We start from the raw sequence: 16547 nt of genomic DNA, 5'->3' as shown, positions 1-16547 counted from the left end.
TCGCCTGAATAACCTAGCAACAAGATATAACTCAATAAAGGTGTGCAATGAGCAAGAAAAAATATGACCGCCCGACGTATACGTCGGATTATTTCCCAGCTGACGTCAACGAGGCCGTTTTTCTTGGGAATGTGGTACTCGATAATGTCGTTACTACTTTGATTGCTTTGGCTACAGAGGTGTGGAGCAATAAGCGCCGTATCAATGTCCTGGAGGCCGTTCTAGAGGACAAGGGGGTAACAGAAGATATGATTGAGACCTACATGCCCTCTGAAGAAAAGAATGAGAAATGGCAGAAGCAGCGCGATGCCTTTATCAACCGTGTTTTCCAAGATTTGAATAATACGGGTGGGAAAACTATGGCTACAGACCGTAAGTTCGAAAAATAGAGATCAGCGTAGGACAAACGTTTTTGGTTTACCTCTAAGAGTTTTGCGTATCAGCGCTGTTCTAATGTGATGCCACATATTCACCCGGAAGGACTCGGCGTTCCAGCGCATGTTGCGGCGGTCAGAAAAATAGAAATCAAAAGCAAGCTTACTACGTTCCGTTACTCAAACATTTACAAAGTCTTAAGCGTTTCCATCTTGAGCAGTGTCATGATTGCATTCGTATGAGGCGCAACACATCTATAGCAGCCTCAAAGTGGCTGCTTCCATTCTTTTCAGTCATATTTTAATTAGTGCCAAAAGCATTTGACCGCCTGCTTTCTTATCGCAAATAAGAACAGACATAGCTTTATGTCGTATACGTAATTCGCATTGATCGATAGCTTAACTATATTTGCCCCTTCCCGAGAATATAGTCACATTTCAGACTTAATTTTTTAGTCCTTGAATGGGGGAAGCTCTAAGTGTCTCAATATCTATATAGCGGTAAGGCCTCACTGTTTAGCGCAACGGCGCTATCACTCGTCTTGTTGTGTGTGCCAGAGGTGGCCGCTCAGGTGGCCTTAGAAGAAATCACGGTTACAGCACGTAAACGAGAAGAGAGTCTCAAAGACATACCTCTCTCAATCACGGCTCTGACATCACAGGACATTGCTAACAGAGGCGTCAGTGAATTACGGGATATAATTGACCTTACGCCTGGCCTGTCGATCAGTGAATTCGGGGCTGGGCAGTTGAATTTTCCGGTCATTCGTGGGTTAACGAACCTCACTGGCGGTGCCTTTGCAGAGAACAATGTCTCAGTTTTCTATAACGGAGTTTATCTCGCGAACTCGAATATGGTCGACGTAACATTTCTCGACCTAGAGCGTGTTGAAGTTGTAAAAGGACCTGTAAGTGCCTTGTATGGGCGCAATGCCTATTCTGGCGTAATAAACTATGTCACTAAACGCCCATCAGATGAGTTTGAAGGCACTCTCAAATTAGAGGGAGGAAATCATGATCGGTACGGCATTCAAGGGTCAGTAAGTGGACCGATTGTTGATGGAAAGCTTGGCGTTCGTCTTTCTGGTCGGTTCGATAGCTTTGGCGGCACAAGGGAAGATGCGATAAGCGGCGTGGATTTTGAGGGCTATGAAAAAAAGGCAATTCAAGCAGCGTTCGAAATTGACCCAACTGAGTCTGTGAACATCTTGGCTACCTTATATTACAGTAACGATGATTATGACCAGCCACTCAGAGTTCTTACAACCGGCAACTGTGGCGCACCAGCGGGAGCATTTCAGACTACGCTGTGCGGAAAAGTGCCTGATTTTAGTGACTCAGATGGCACGCCGAGGTCGGGCGATCCTGATTTCGAGTTGTTCGGAAACAAGCGCGAATTGTTCATGGCAACAGGAAATGTCTCAATCGATATGGGGCCAGTCTCGTTGACCAGCGTAACGTCATATATGGACGGAAGCGAGGGGCAGAGAATAGATCGGGATGGTACGGGTGTCGGTCGCGCCTATCCTTTGATTGGAGGTCCAACACCTACTATTAACTTGTCGACTTATGGCTTGTCTGATGCAGACGACGATGCCTTTTCCCAAGAGTTACGTCTTTCAAGCAACGAAGACGAAAACGTCCGTTGGTCTTTCGGTGGATTTTATTCACGCTTTAATCGGCTCGGAGGTTTTACTATCGTCGTCGATAACGGTGACGTTCCGGCAGGAGCAATTGCGATAGTGCCCTTTCCCATTGGCCAGGGTGACCCTACAAATCCACCCTTCTTTCAAGATGCTCGTCTAAAGGATAGAGAGCTTTCGGGTTTTGGTTTGGTTGACTTTGATGTCACTGAGCAGTTCACCGTTTCGGCTGAGGCTCGATGGACGGATCAGAAAAAATTTCAAAATCAGATCGGTAGCTTTCTTAGGTTTCCAAGTGATGCTGATGGCCCGGACGGGATTGAAGGCAGTTGGGATTTTTGGAGCTTCAGATTTACAGCAGACTACGACGTCACTGATCAAACCAAGCTCTACACATCCGCCGCGAAGGGAAACAAAGCAGGTGGGTTTAATTCCCTCGTAGTCGGTGCAGCAGATTTACAATATGATCCAGAAGTAAACTGGACATACGAAGCTGGCATCAAAACTAATTTTCTCGACGGTCGGTTGGGGCTAGATGCAGCAGTGTTTTATTCTGACCTTTCGAGTTTGCAGCTCCTGGGATTTGCTGGGGTTAATTCAGCAATACGGAATGCTGGAAGCGCAAAAGCCTATGGCTTCGAATCAAGTGTAGCTGCGATCGTTGCAGATGGGGTGACATTTGGGATTGGATTGGCCTACTCAAATCCAAGTTTCAAAGACGGTGCTTTTGTTAACGGGGGCACGGATGTGGCGAAGTGCGCTAATATCCCAGCATGTGCGGACCGCATCGTTGTTGATTCTAATGGCAATACAGGCCTAAATCTAAGTGGTTATTCGTTACCTCGTCAAAGCGATTGGCAAGGAACTCTGACCGTTGATATCGTGCAGCCCTTGACCGAAGATTGGGATTGGACATTGCGTGGCAACTATAGATATGAGTCCAAGCAATACACTGTTTCACCTCCGACGAACGTAGCGTATGTAGGATCTAAGCATCGTGCCAACCTACGTGCTGGGGTGGAGTCTGATCGGTATTCGGTGACAGCTTACGTGGACAATGTGTTTAACGATGATTCTGCGGTCAATACCGGAATTATTTTGGATCCATCGAATTTTACGTCCCCAATCGCTGTTACGTATGACGATAAGCGGACCTTTGGTATCGAAGCGCGCGTCAACTTTTAGTCATTCTGACCAACATTTAGGGGTAGCACTTCCGCAAGGTCGTGCTGCCTCTTCTTGTAGGTGAGCCCTGACAAGAGGTTCTTGATATTCAGATTGGCTTTCATCCCTGAAGGGAAAATTCGGACCATAATCCGTCGTGCGAGTATAGATATTAATGGCTCGTAGAGAGCCTCGTAGGCCCCAAAGATAGAAGCAATAGGAACATAACGTGGATTTAGGGAAAGTCTTCGATGTTGGGCCGTCCGGGAGATGTGACGACTTTGCCATCGGGGCACCTGTCGTTCGGTGGAACCCAAAAATAAATAAGTGGATGATGTGGTACTACTGCCGTGACAGTGAGTTCCCACGTGACGTCGCACCCTCGATGGGGTCAGGACGTATCGCGGTTGCGACGTCTGAAGATGGTATTAAGTGGTTTCGTCATAACGGACCAGAACACGCTGGCAGTATACTAGACATAAGCCAAGCAGAAGGAGACTTCGATAGTGCTCACATTGGTGTGATGGATGTCACATATAATAAGGGCAAGTGGTACCTTTGGTATTTTGGTGGTGACCATCAAACGCTGAATATAAAACCCATTAAGTTTCCAAACGGTTATGAGGGCACCACTCCACGTGGGTATTGCATGAGACCCGGCTTAGCTATTAGCGATGATGGTTTCTCCTTCACAAAGATACGGGCTAATACGCCTAGTGGCGCTGCCGTAGAGTTGGGAGACTATACATTTAAGACATGGCCTAACGGCGTGATTGATGATGATGAGTTTCGTATATACTACACGGCCACAATTTGGGGCAGTTTGGAATTTGTCACGGAATATGCCGTTTCCAAAGATGCTAAATCATGGAACGTAAGAGGGCCTATAATCTGGTCAACGCCTCCGACAAAGATCGATGCAAAAGGGGTGATGTCCCGTCACATATCAATTAACCCATTAGCAGAAGGCAAGAAATGGCTGATGATCTACTCAGCTACTTCAGCGAGCTCAGATCGATCTATCTGTGCCGCTCACTCTGACGACGGTATAGAGTGGAGTCACTTGTATGAGGAACCCATCTTACATGCTGGAGAGAGCGGCGCATGGGACGATGGCGGTGTTGAAACACCTCAATTAGTCATGAACGGCTCTGCAGTTTACCTATATTACTACGGCGTCACAGCAGCAAATAATTCCAATAACGTTACAAGTGGTGTTGGCTTGGCCATTAGTAAGACCGGCGATCTTCGCCAGTTTAAAAGGGTTAGCGCGTAACCGGTTTTTTGCAGTCATCACCCCTAGCACTGGATAATCAAAATGTTTGAGCTTTTTTACTTTCCTACACCTAACTGTAAGAAAGTCACGATTCTGTTAGAAGAATGCTCGTTGCCTTATACGATTACACCGGTTCGTATTAACAAAGGCGATCAGTTTGCCCCAGATTTTTTGAAGATTTCACCTAATAATCGGATTCCAGCGTTGGTAGATCACGAACCTACCGGTGGAGGTGAGCCAGTAGCCCTATTCGAGTCAGGTGCGATCATGATGTATCTTGCTGAAAAAGTGGGTAAGTTTTGGCCGCAAAAGCCAAGAGAAAAATATGCGGTCGTGAAATGGGTGCTTTGGCAAGCAGCGAACCAAGGGCCGAAAATGGGTGAGCAAAATCATTTCCATGGTGCCGCTGACAATGAGAAAAACGGAGACCAATCATACGCTATCAAACGCTTTGATAACGAAGTTCACCGCTTGTTCGGTGTAATTAATCTTGGACTTTTCGGTAGGGAATGGCTCGCTGGAGATGAGTACACCATCGCAGACATGGCAAGTTATCCATGGGCCAGTCTTTGGGAATTACGCGGAAACGATATTACCGACTTCCCAAAAGTTCAGGAATGGATGCAGCGTATTTCTGATCGGCCAGCTGTAAAAAAAGCTATGGCACTTGGTATTAGTACAAACGAGGAGGCTGGCGAAATTTCTCAAGAGGAACGAGAGCGGCGCGCGAAGATTCTCTCTAACCAACGTGCAATACCGATCCCTTCACAGTGGTATGAAACTGCTTAGCTACCAAGATAGCGCCATTCGCCAAGTGATTCGTTTAAAAGACATGTGAAGTTCGTATGACTGCAAATCTCTATGCGTTATTCAAATCCCACTTCCCTAGTGACTCGTTCTCACCGGCGCTGATTGAACGCCAGGGAAAAATACTGACTTACGGCGACCTAGATTCTTTGTCTGCTAGATTGGCTGGCGTTTTGATCGCTGAAGGGGCTAGGCCTGGAGATCGCATTGCTGTCCAGGTCGAAAAATCAATTACAGCGGTTGCACTTTACCTAGCGTGTTTACGTGCTGGATTGGTCTATCTGCCGTTGAATACTGCTTACCTTTCTGACGAGTTGGAGTATTTTATCGACGACGCGAAACCAGCAGTGGTTGTCGGGGAAGCGGACTCCAAGAGTTTGCCGACGATAGTAAAAAAACATGCTGTAAAAGCATTTTTGACGCTTGAAGTCGATGGCTACGGTACGCTGGTTAGTCTTGCCGCTGAAATTGAGCCGTTTGAGGAAATCTATCGAAACACACAAGATGATCTAGCAGCGATCCTATATTCATCAGGGACGACAGGTCGGCCAAAAGGAGTGATGTTAAGCCACGGGAACCTCTCATCAAATGCGAAGACTCTGCATCAGTTATGGCAGTTCGGACCAAAAGATGTGTTGCTACATGCCTTACCTATTTTTCACACTCATGGTCTATTCGCGGCATTGAACACTACCTTACTCAATGGAACAGCTATTCTGTTTCATGAAAAGTTTGTTGCGGAACATGTAATCGAAGATTTGCGGAGAGCTACCGTGTTTATGGGGGTTCCGACATACTATGTTCGTTTGCTTGCGAGTAAAGAGTTTGGACGGGAAGTATGTAAGGGTATGCGGTTGTTTGTATCCGGTTCTGCTCCACTGCCTGAACGGACATTTAACGATTTCGAGAAGCGTACGGGGCACCTGATACTTGAAAGATATGGGATGACAGAAGCAGGTATGATAACCAGCGCACATACCGATAAACCTCGCCGCGCTGGTAAAGTCGGTTGGCCCCTACCTGATGTTAAGTTGCGCCTAAATGCACGGAACCAAGAGATAGAAATCAAAGGCCCTAATGTGTTCAGTGGATACTGGGGAAAGCCAAACGAAACCGCCGCAAATTTTACATCTGATAAGTATTTCAAAACCGGTGATATCGGGTCATTTGCAAAAGATGGAATGATTTCGATTATTGGTCGGGCTAAAGACATGATAATTTCGGGCGGATTTAATGTGTATCCGAAGGAAGTAGAAAGTTGTATCGACGAAATACTAGGGGTCGATGAGTCAGCGGTTGTGGGAATGCCGCATCCTGACTTTGGGGAAGCTGGATTAGCTATCGTCACGCTAAAGGATGGAAGTGCCAACTTGACTGAGTCAAAGGTAATCGGCGCCCTAAAAAATCAACTGGCCAATTACAAAATCCCAAAAGCAATAGTGTTTGTTGATTCGCTGCCTCGTAATGCGATGGGGAAGGTGCAAAAGGCTCTTTTGCGTGACCGTTACAAGGACCTCTGGTTCACCAAATTAGAGTCGCAGAATACTTAGTTATAACGTTTAATCATTCCTCTCAGCTTATAGCTTATACCGAACCTCGCCTTATTCAGAAAAGCGATTGGTGTATATAATATTGATATTTGCACCTCTACTTTCTAAGTGACAACAATCACAGATAAGGAATTATGCGATGGGAAAGCACAGTTGATGTTGAATAAGCACCCTATTAGACCGATAAGCCAAGAAGATATCGACACTTACGCACGAGATGGTGCTGTTTGTCTGAGAAAAGTATTTGATCCTGAATGGCTAGAGCCGTTAAAGACTCTCACTGAACGGATCATGATTGATCGGGAAGATTTCGGTCTGCTACCAACTTATCACAACAGATATATGTCTCGGTGCATACCAGAGTTTAGGAATTTCATATTTGAATCACCAATGGCCGAAGCATGCGGTAAAGCGATAGCTTCGAAAGCTGTCAGGTTCTATTTTGATGAAATATTTTCGAAACCTCCTCAATCAGATGCAACAACACCTTGGCACACGGATCGGATGGGCTGGCCAGTCGATGGAGTAATGGTGCCTTCATTGTGGATACCATTCACTCCAATAACTAAGGCAAATTCTTTGGAAGTCATTGCGGGTTCGTTTAAATACGATGCACGCTATTGGCTGTTTGGGTTTAATGCGCGCCAAATGGTGCAGCCCCCAGACCGGATCTCTCATCCTGATGGCGAGGCTCTCCGCAGTGACCCTCGTGTTCGCTTCTTGTCTTGGGATATGGAGCCGGGCGATATGCTAATCGTTCATCCTTGGGCTCATCATTATTCGTCAGGCAATCCGAGTAATGATTGGCGTCACGCGTTATCCGTACGAATATTCGGTGACGATATTACCTGGAATCCTCGTCCAGATTGCATCAACCTTGCAGGTATCTGTTGGGATGAGATGATTAAAGGTGAAAAGCCAGGAGGCCCTTTATTCCCATTGCTTTGGTCAGAGAACGGCGACCGTGATACAGACGAGAATTTCCCACGCGGCTTTTCTGCGACCTGGTCTCCGGGCATTGATGGCAATAAGATTAGAGAAGGTCTTAAACCGTCAGTGCGCATCAAGAACGAGAGAGGCGGGCTTTCGAAAGTTGATGTTTCAAGCTTCATTAGCGAATAGTCGTCAGCATTTGACCCTAAATTCAACAACAGTTGAGCCAATGAAACTCTTTCTATTGGAAGTCAATTTCCTTTAGAGAACAAATTGTTTCGATTAGGTCTTTGGCAGGTTCGTTCATGACAAAGTCTTTGCGATAGACAAGTCCAACTCTAACCGTCAAGTCGAAGAAAGGTTTAGATAGCGGGATAATTTCACCTTTCTTGAGTTCTTCTCTGACCCATACGTCAGGCACTATCGCCAAGTACTTTCCAGTCTTTAGTAGAGTTATTAATGCGGATCGTGTGGAGACCCTTACGGGATGCTCTGGCGGAGAAATTCCGGCCCTATTAAAGTAAGTGCTAATATTTTTTGGTATACCTTCCGCATCTAGGACCGCCCATTTGTAATCCGCAAGATTTTCAAGTGATCCACCGTGGTTGGCAATTGGGTGTGAAATGTGGGAAACGGCCAAAACGTGAACATCATATAACGCTATAGAAGCAAGACCTTTTTCTTCTGCTGAAAAGAGCGTCGTCACCGCCATATCTATAGAACCATCAAACAAACCGCCCCATAAATTTTCAACCACATCTTCGCAAATATTAATGTCTAGATTTGGGTATTTTTCAGCAGTTTTTGCAACACATTTAATTATTGAAGGAATTGATGCAGAAATTGCAGTTCCAAAAATTAGGCGCCCTTTCTTCCCTGCCCCAATTGCCAATATTTCTGATTTAGTTCGTTCTACTTCGTTGAGAATAAGTTTCGCACGTCGAGCTAGTTCTTCACCTGCGTAAGTTAAACTGACCTCGCGAGAAGTTCTAAATAAGAGCGCCACTTGCAGCTCCTCTTCTAGCATTTTGACGCTTCGGCTTATAGATGGCTGCGCAACATTCAATTTGATTGATGCATTTATAAAACCGCACTCTTCCACGACAGTCAGAAAGTATTTGAGTTGCCTTAGGTCCATTGAACCGCAACTCAAAGACTAAGTGGAACTGGGCTAAAGGATGTCTCCATTCGAGTACTGTATCATAATACTGGAAGGCATTTGCAAGATGAAAACCACACTCAGTTTAGCTTTGATCAGCGGCATTAATAATAGATCAACATCCTAGGAGCGGGAAAAACCATCTGTCGAATTTGTCTTATATAGTTTTAGGAGTCACTGAACGGCCACTGGTATCAGCTAAGTGCCGTAGATTTTTTATGCGGTTGAATCTTTTGAATGAGTACGGCGATCACGACCTCGACATAAAACTCTAGATAAATATTAAAGAAAATAGGCAAGAGATGACTGACATAAATGACGCTGCAAAGATCGATGTATCTAACTTCAATAAGTTTTATATTGGTGGTGAATGGGTTGAGCCGTCCAGCAAGGATGTCATTGATGTGGTTTCGCCAAATACAGAACAAGTTGTATTTCGTGTTGCAGAGGCTAAGACAGAAGATGTTGACCGGGCCGTTGCAGCAGCTCGACAAGCATTTGACGTAGGGCCCTGGTCTTCATTCAGCCCAGAAGAACGAGCTAAGTACTTGAGAGATTTGGCGACAGAACTTCTTAAACGTATACCAGAATTGGCAATAGCGTTTACTGAACAAGTGGGCGCTTTGGTCTCGAAGGCGGAGATGATGTCGAAGAACGCCATTAATACACTAGATCGACATGCCGAAATGATCTCAGATTTCAAGTTTGCGGAACAAAGACCAACTGCAGTAGGCGCCGGGTACTTGATCCGTGAACCGGTTGGTGTCGTGGCAGCTATTACGCCTTGGAACGTCCCGCTAATCACTATGTTAAACAAAATAGCACCTGCGCTAGCAGCAGGGTGCACTGTAATTATGAAGCCAGCACCAGAAACGCCCATTGAGGCATATATTATTGCAGAATGTGCAGATGCAGTTGGATTTCCTGCTGGAGTGATCAACCTTCTCACCGCAGGAAGGGACGTCTCGGACTACCTAGTAAGGCAGTCCAGAGTCGATAAAGTTAGTTTCACTGGGAGCCTCGCTGCAGGACAACGCATTGCTTCAGTGTGTGGTGAACGCATTGGGCGCGTAACGTTGGAACTGGGGGGGAAGTCAGCCGCCATTATTCTAGATGATTATGATTTAGATGCTGCTGCTGCAAGTTTAGCTCCGGCACTATGTTACATGACCGGTCAGAACTGCGCGGCACTTACGCGCGTTATAGTTTCGCGTGAGCGGCACGATGAGTTGGTTAGTTTATTGGCATCTGAGCTGAAAAACATAAAGGTAGGATATTCTCACGATCCAGACTCGCAGATGGGCCCACTAGCTATGAAACGGCAGTTAGATCAGGTGGAATCCTACATACAGAAGGGAAAAGACGAGGGAGCAGATCTTGTCTTCGGTGGGGGACGCCCACAAGACCTTAAGACCGGCTTTTTCATCGAGCCAACTCTATTCGCAAATGTAAATAATTCGATGGCTATAGCTCAGCAAGAAATCTTTGGCCCTGTCATCGTTGTCATTCCCTGCGACAATGAAGAGGAAGCTGTGCGTATAGCTAATGATTCCGCGTTTGGTTTAGGTGGCGCTGTATACACAAACGATTTGAAAGCAGCTTACCGTGTTGCGCGCCAGGTTAGGACTGGGACAATAGGACAAAATGGGCCGCGAGCAGATTTTTCAATTGGATTCGGTGGCTTTAAGAAATCTGGTCTAGGTCGAGAAGGAGGGGAGGAGGGACTTATCTCTTACTTAGAGTCAAAGACCTTACTTCTTTCTGAACCGCTGCCTGTCCATTGAGCCAGTCTATTCTTTGACGATTTAATGGCGGCAATAATTTCTATGAAGGTCAGTGGGGAAAAATAATGATTACTTCAACTGAGTTGTTTTTATTGGCTTTCGGTTTGACGCCAGTTCTGGCGATAACGGACTATGCAATCGCATCAGAGAGTTCATTCAATAAGTCAAACGATCCATCGTTAATGTGTAATGAAAGTCAATGATAAGGCTCCTTAGTATAGATACAGGGTGGCTATTCTAATTTTACTTACACCTAATAATCAGTCGGAAACCAGAACGAAGGCGCTGCTCCTCTTATTGTCCATAAGAGTTTCTTTTTACATTTTTACAAAGGGGCGCTTATTGGGAGTTAAAGATGCAGAAATACCAAATTGACCCATGTAGGAGCTCGTTAACTGCTGTTCGTACGATGTCTATTTTGGAAATCCTAAATCGTTCTAACTCGGCAAGGGTGAGCGATATTGTTCGGCAGGGAACATTATCGCGAGGCGCTGTATGTCGCATACTCAACGCATTAGAGAGTGAAGGGTACGTAACTAGAGAGCGGAGTGAAAAGAAGTACCGACTAACGCGGCGTGTGATGAATCTATCTATAGGATATGGGGTCGAAGACGCAGTGCTCAACAGCTCAAAGTCAGTTATTTCAGAATTATCGCAACAGATTATCTGGCCGATCATACTAACAAGTCCCAAAGGCACCGATATTGAGACGTTGATTACTACGGAGTATGACAACCCTTTTGCGATATCGCGTTCACGCTTAGGGGATAAAAAGCCGATAATCAATTCAGCGTCTGGATGCGCTTTTTTGGCCGCAGTAAGTGAACAAATTCGGAAGAATTATTTCAATTTAATAGAACAAACCGGCATGACTGCTGAAAAACTAGAAGAATTTAAGTCTAGGGTGAATGTAGCACGTTTCCAAAACTATGCTGCCTATCAAGAAGAAGAGTCAAAGGAAGCTTCAGTTGCAGTTGCTATCGTTCCTGATGGCAAGCCGGTCGCGATGCTCACGATAAAGTACATTGCTTCAGCAGTTTCTTATTCATCAATGTTCAAAGATTTAGTCCCCTTACTATTCGATTCTGTCAGAAAGATAGAATCGAGTGACGAGTGGAGAAGGTAATGAACGAAGATCAGTATTTTTTATTTGAATCTTCGGCACCTTTGCGACTAACCGAAATTCTGGAAGCGTTGGTGGGTCAAGGTATTGTTCGGGTTGATGGAAATTCCCCGATGCCAGCGCGAGAAAAGAACTCAATAAATTTCTATCCTAAAGTTGCTTTGCCGGAACCCAAAAGGACTATAACAAAACCCGGCTTAACTGATTTAGCCAATAAAGTCGGTAGGTTGCTCGAAATAGATTTGTCACCGTTAATGGCAAGTAAAGGGCAGGTAAAAGTAAATGATGTGCTGTCTTATTACACTCATTTGAAGATGGGTGACTCGTGAAGAAGATCATTGTTCCCGTGACATAATAGTCACCAAAGGATTGCTGCGTTTTAGAGAGCAAGACAACTGAAATGAGAAAGCCACTTGGGTGACCTTTATGAACGTTTTATTATTGAGACCAAAGCTTAGCAAACTACTTGGCACCTTGTTTGCGCTTCTGACTGGTTTTTTTACATGTCCGGTGCCTGGCACTGCTCAGGCTGAACTACTACGTCTGGCCGTTTCAACTACCACTCCCATTCTCGGGCATCCCTTCGAGAGATATGCGGGTGGCCACGTCAAATCATCTGTGTTTGACGGTTTAACGCAGATAACTATTTCTGGCCAATTAAAACCAGCGTTAGCACTTTCTTGGCAGGCAGAAACAAATACGAGGTGGGTTTTCAAACTCAGGCCAGGCGTTTTGTTCCATAACGGCAAACCATTTTCAGCCGAAAGCGTAGTGGAAATTTTTGAGTACCTGAAGTTACCTGATGCCGAACGCTTTTATATGGCACAAGAATTATCATCAATAAGTTCAGCGAGAGCTCTCGATACACTCACAGTCGAAATCAATACTACGAAGCCAGACCCATTGCTGCCCAGACGAATGAGCATATTGAGAATCATAGATATGTCGGCTTGGCTAGAGAAAGGTGAAGCCGAATTTACACTTTCACCAGTAGGAACGGGGCCTTTCGTTGTCAGTTCATGGGGTGAAAATGCAACACAGATCAAGCTGAATGCTTTTGATTCGTCGTGGCGCCGATCTCAACACTACACAAATATTCAGATGGACGTCGTGCTAGATAGTACAAGGCGGATGCAGGCTCTTCTCTCAGGAGAGGTGGATATTGCAGTGAACTTAGATCCTGATGGCGTTGAGATTCTAGAAAGCGCTGGCTATAAGACAATTACAACACCTAATCCTATCGTTGTCGGTATTGGCCTACGCAACATAAATGCCGATGAATCTCCGCTGATGGACAAAAGGGTAAGGCAGGCGCTTAATCACGCTGTCAACAAAGAGGCGATCGTTAAGTATATTCATTTGGGTCAGATGTCTGTTGCGAGCCAAGGTGTTACGCCTGGGGTATTCGGATTTAATCCGAGTATTGAACCCTATTCCTACGATGTTGCGCTTGCGCGAAAATTATTGGCGGAAAGTGGCTATCCGGATGGGTTCTCAATAGTAATTGGAGCTGCGGTAGGTCAAGTTCCAGGAGACTCCTTACTGTATCAACAGGTTGCGCAAGACTTGAGGGGAGTTGGGTTGAAAGTCGAACTCCGCAGCCTGTCGTTTCCCGAATTTTCACGCCGTATTCGTTCAGGCGATTGGGATGATATCGATGCATTTACCGCGACTTGGTCCAGCCGCAATCATTTTGACGCATTGCCCGCATTAGAGTCTCATTCCTGCAAAAGGACACCTACGCCATTCTTTTGTGATCAGCGAATCATGCAAGACTTGGAAGCCGTTCAGTATGAGATTGATGCTTCAAAAAGAGAAAAGATGCTTATGGACATAATGGCGGAGACTGTCGATCAGGCACCATCTATATTTCTCGTAAACTACTCAGATATTGTCGGAATGCGTTCAGACATCATGGGCTACGAACTCAGAAGTGACGGTATACCTCTCGAAAAGATTTGGCTTGCCAACTAATCATTTTCGAAGTCATGGAACGCTCAGCATTAGTTAGTTGATCAGAATCATTAACCAGTTTGAACTATTGGTTTCCTTTTTAAAGAAGTCCCTTCAGGCTCATCTCTTGCTCCTATTCCAGGTGGGAGAATGAGTATGATTTTCTCAATTATGCCCGATTGAAAAACCTAACTCAGGTCAAACGATGCGAAGACTTTAGAATTAACTATAGCGTCCTGGCGAGGCGGAATCCCAGAATGACGTAGCTGTTATCCGGGGTCGTCCTGCCGCGATAGGCTGCGCGAGCGCTCCTCGGTATGTTATCCCAACCGCCGCCGCGCAGGACGCGGCGTTTGCAATCGCCAGAGGTGCGAGCAGAGCCGTCGGACGCCGCACCCTCATAGTTTTCATGCCAGCAATCCTCTACCCACTCTGAGGCGTTTCCGATCATGTCATGAAGCCCGAATGGATTGGGTAAAAAGCTTCCTACTTCCGCGGTGAAAATAATGCCATCAACGCATGGAAACTGATTCTCCGGATTTGCTCTTGCTTCTGCTGTATCCAATTTCTGTGCTGCAAACAGGTCAAAAATATTTGCATACGCACAGGCTTGATCACGGTCGTCGCCCCAATACCGCGTCGTAACTGTTCCTGCCCGAGCTGCGTATTCCCATTCCGCTTCAGTAAGCAAGCGGTATGCCTTATCCGTTTTTCGGCTCAACCAAGCAACGAAGGCTTTTGAATCATCCCACGAAACACAGACCACCGGCTCGACGTCGACCTGAGAAAACCCAGGATCGAGCCAAGATTTTTCGGGCTGCCTGTTGAATCGGCCTGTGGCGAAGTCCCATACAGTGCAGTCTCCTGCGACGGCTCGGTCGGTCTCTTTTACGAACTGAGCGTATTGGCGCTTCGTGACCTCGAATTTACTGACAGCAAAAGGTTTGGTGATTCTAACTTCATGTTGAGGTTTTTCCCGACCGGAAAGATTTTCGGGGAATCCCTCGCGCGTTGTTTCTTCTTGCTTTGACCCGATTAAGGCACTCCCTGCTGGGATTACCACCATCTCCGGGCAGTCGACGCAATCACGGAATACTGCGCCCGGACTTAATTGCACGGCCTGCGCCGATAACGGTGTGTTCCAGTGCAGCACAATCACGGCCACCATCACTGCGACCGAAAAAATCAATCTAGCCATGATCTACCCATTCTTCCCGTATAATCAGAGTCACCGTAAATTCTGTAGGTGGTCGAAAAAATCTCTTTAAGTTATGTGGCGCACATTTTTTGCGATGGCGAGGGGCGGTTTGTTACGTCAAGGTGCTCAGGCGATTTCATAGATTCTATTATCGCGACGTGGTCCAACCGCAATCATTTGATCCGTTAACAGCGTAGCAGTCTTACTCCTGCATTAGACTACCTAGGCTATTCTTTGTGTGATGGGCGCACCAATATAATAACCCTATGCATTAGTAGTGATATTGTATTGGTTAATTTTCCTCTGCAGACGTTAAATATTTTTGTCACATGTAGTGGAGGAAAATATGCTTGATCGTCGTACATTGTTTCCCGCCGTCGCAGGTCTAGGTGCAGGGGCTATGTCCTTGCTTACAAATAAAAAAGCGGTTGCCGCTACCAGTGCCTCTACCGCGATCGGTTTTAAAGGAGATGTGGAAGATCGAGGCACAAAGGGCAGAAACGAACGGCTGCCGACGCTTGATCTTGAAAGTCAGCAGGACTTCCTAACAGGTTTCAGAATTTGGACTCAGACGGGCTTCCGGACCTTGGCGCCCAAGCGGATGAATGCTCGTCTTGAGGAAAGGGGCGTTGATCCTAAATCTGATCCACCAAGAGATGTCATCTTGGACATCGCCGATAATGATACTGTTCTGGGGCTTGCCGCACATACATGGCTCAATAACCAGTACCTGAGCTGGAAAACTATTCAGGATCATTTCCACGCGGACGCGGATAGATATTTCGCTGAATTGGAAGCGGCGGATAACATCGGGCCAGGCACCCTTGAACTGAACCCTGATATGGATCTGCCGGACCACACAAAGCACGAAATTCATATCATGCCAGGTGGCTACGTCGGTGATCCTCTGGGTGGTTATGTGTTCCATCATGGGACAAATAATTTCTACACAAGTCGGAATAACCAGGATGAACTGCATTCTGTCTACGCGAATTCGGTTCCGGTGCCGCAAGACGGCAAAGTCAAGCGCGTGTTAGATGTTGGCTGTACGATCGGCCAAATGACTGTTGCACTTAAGGAGCGATTCAAAGACGCGGAAGTGTGGGGTATTGATGCTGGTGGGCCTATGGTCCGATATGGTCACATGCGGGCTGTGGATATGGGTGTTGACATCAATCTTGCCCAGCGCTTGGCCGAAGATATGAAGTTCGAGGACAATAGCTTCGATATCGTTACGTCGTACATTTTGCATCATGAAATGCCGGCGGAAATTTCTAAGCAGCATGTCCGTGAAGCCTTCCGGGTTCTACGCCCCGGCGGCGTCTTTTTCCCGATTGATTACTATACTGGTGGCAATAAACCGTCGCCTTTAGCCCACAGAAAGTATCGTCACTTTTGGGATATGCGCTGGAACAATGAGGTTTGGTGGGATGAATACGAAGGACTGGATTTACTTGCCGCCATGCGCGATGCCGGTTTTGAAGCGACGGAAGACGGCCCGCCAGCGTGGCTTGGGCCGAACAACCTCCTTGGTATCAAACCCGCTTAGACGCTCTTCTGACTTCTGTCATAGCAGTAGCGGC

Annotated in this window: 13 protein-coding genes; 11 read left to right on the top strand and 2 right to left on the bottom strand. The window is 46.3% G+C overall.

What is annotated here, in order from left to right:
• The first annotated feature begins 47 nt into the window (after positions 1-47).
• The 6 genes from RIC29_00525 (at position 48) to RIC29_00500 (ending at position 7936) form a co-directional block, all read left to right on the top strand.
• Positions 48-389: a hypothetical protein gene (locus tag RIC29_00525; GenBank protein ID MEQ8733380.1), complete on the top strand. Its 342-nt coding sequence runs from the start codon at positions 48-50 to the stop codon at positions 387-389.
• 464 nt (positions 390-853) lie between these two features.
• Positions 854-3202 carry a TonB-dependent receptor gene (locus RIC29_00520; GenBank protein ID MEQ8733379.1) on the top strand — a complete coding sequence of 783 codons (2349 nt, stop codon included), beginning with the start codon at positions 854-856 and terminating at the stop codon, positions 3200-3202.
• 208 nt (positions 3203-3410) lie between these two features.
• Positions 3411-4457: a hypothetical protein gene (locus RIC29_00515; GenBank protein ID MEQ8733378.1), complete on the top strand. Its 1047-nt coding sequence runs from the start codon at positions 3411-3413 to the stop codon at positions 4455-4457.
• Between the two features lie 42 nt (positions 4458-4499).
• Positions 4500-5246: a glutathione S-transferase N-terminal domain-containing protein gene (locus tag RIC29_00510; protein MEQ8733377.1), complete on the top strand. Its 747-nt coding sequence runs from the start codon at positions 4500-4502 to the stop codon at positions 5244-5246.
• Between the two features lie 56 nt (positions 5247-5302).
• A complete protein-coding gene (locus tag RIC29_00505) occupies positions 5303-6814 on the top strand; it encodes an AMP-binding protein (GenBank protein MEQ8733376.1) in 1512 nt (503 codons plus the stop codon).
• Between the two features lie 156 nt (positions 6815-6970).
• The gene (locus RIC29_00500; GenBank protein ID MEQ8733375.1) at positions 6971-7936 is read left to right on the top strand and encodes a phytanoyl-CoA dioxygenase family protein; all 966 of its coding nucleotides are present in this window, start codon (positions 6971-6973) and stop codon (positions 7934-7936) included.
• A gap of 52 nt (positions 7937-7988) precedes the next feature.
• On the opposite strand, the gene RIC29_00495 is transcribed toward RIC29_00500, so the two are convergent.
• A complete protein-coding gene (locus RIC29_00495; protein MEQ8733374.1) occupies positions 7989-8885 on the bottom strand; it encodes a LysR family transcriptional regulator in 897 nt (298 codons plus the stop codon).
• A 323-nt stretch (positions 8886-9208) separates the two neighbouring features.
• Between RIC29_00495 and RIC29_00490 the strand changes: the two genes are divergently transcribed.
• The 4 genes from RIC29_00490 (at position 9209) to RIC29_00475 (ending at position 13787) form a co-directional block, all read left to right on the top strand.
• On the top strand, positions 9209-10690 hold the full coding sequence (locus RIC29_00490) for an aldehyde dehydrogenase (GenBank protein MEQ8733373.1): 1482 nt from the start codon (positions 9209-9211) through the stop codon (positions 10688-10690).
• A gap of 355 nt (positions 10691-11045) precedes the next feature.
• Complete coding sequence (locus RIC29_00485) at positions 11046-11816, top strand: MarR family transcriptional regulator (GenBank protein ID MEQ8733372.1); 771 nt, start codon at positions 11046-11048, stop codon at positions 11814-11816.
• Entirely contained in the window at positions 11816-12142 is a 327-nt protein-coding gene (locus tag RIC29_00480) for a hypothetical protein (protein ID MEQ8733371.1), read from the top strand. The genes RIC29_00485 and RIC29_00480 overlap by 1 nt, the downstream gene beginning before the upstream one ends.
• 97 nt (positions 12143-12239) lie before the next feature.
• On the top strand, positions 12240-13787 hold the full coding sequence (locus RIC29_00475; protein ID MEQ8733370.1) for an ABC transporter substrate-binding protein: 1548 nt from the start codon (positions 12240-12242) through the stop codon (positions 13785-13787).
• Positions 13788-13992: 205 nt separating this feature from the next.
• Here RIC29_00475 and RIC29_00470 read toward each other — a convergent pair whose 3' ends face one another.
• Positions 13993-14964 carry a formylglycine-generating enzyme family protein gene (locus RIC29_00470; protein ID MEQ8733369.1) on the bottom strand — a complete coding sequence of 324 codons (972 nt, stop codon included), beginning with the start codon at positions 14962-14964 and terminating at the stop codon, positions 13993-13995.
• Between the two features lie 346 nt (positions 14965-15310).
• On the opposite strand from RIC29_00470, the gene RIC29_00465 reads away from it, so the two are divergent.
• Entirely contained in the window at positions 15311-16513 is a 1203-nt protein-coding gene (locus RIC29_00465; GenBank protein ID MEQ8733368.1) for a methyltransferase domain-containing protein, read from the top strand.
• Positions 16514-16547: the final 34 nt, after the last annotated feature.

The organism is Rhodospirillaceae bacterium (genome assembly GCA_040219235.1).
In the GTDB taxonomy this organism is placed as follows: Bacteria; Pseudomonadota; Alphaproteobacteria; order Rhodospirillales; family Rhodospirillaceae; genus WLXB01.
The sequence above is the reverse complement of the archived record's forward strand: the minus strand, read 5'-3'. Positions and strand labels throughout refer to the sequence as shown.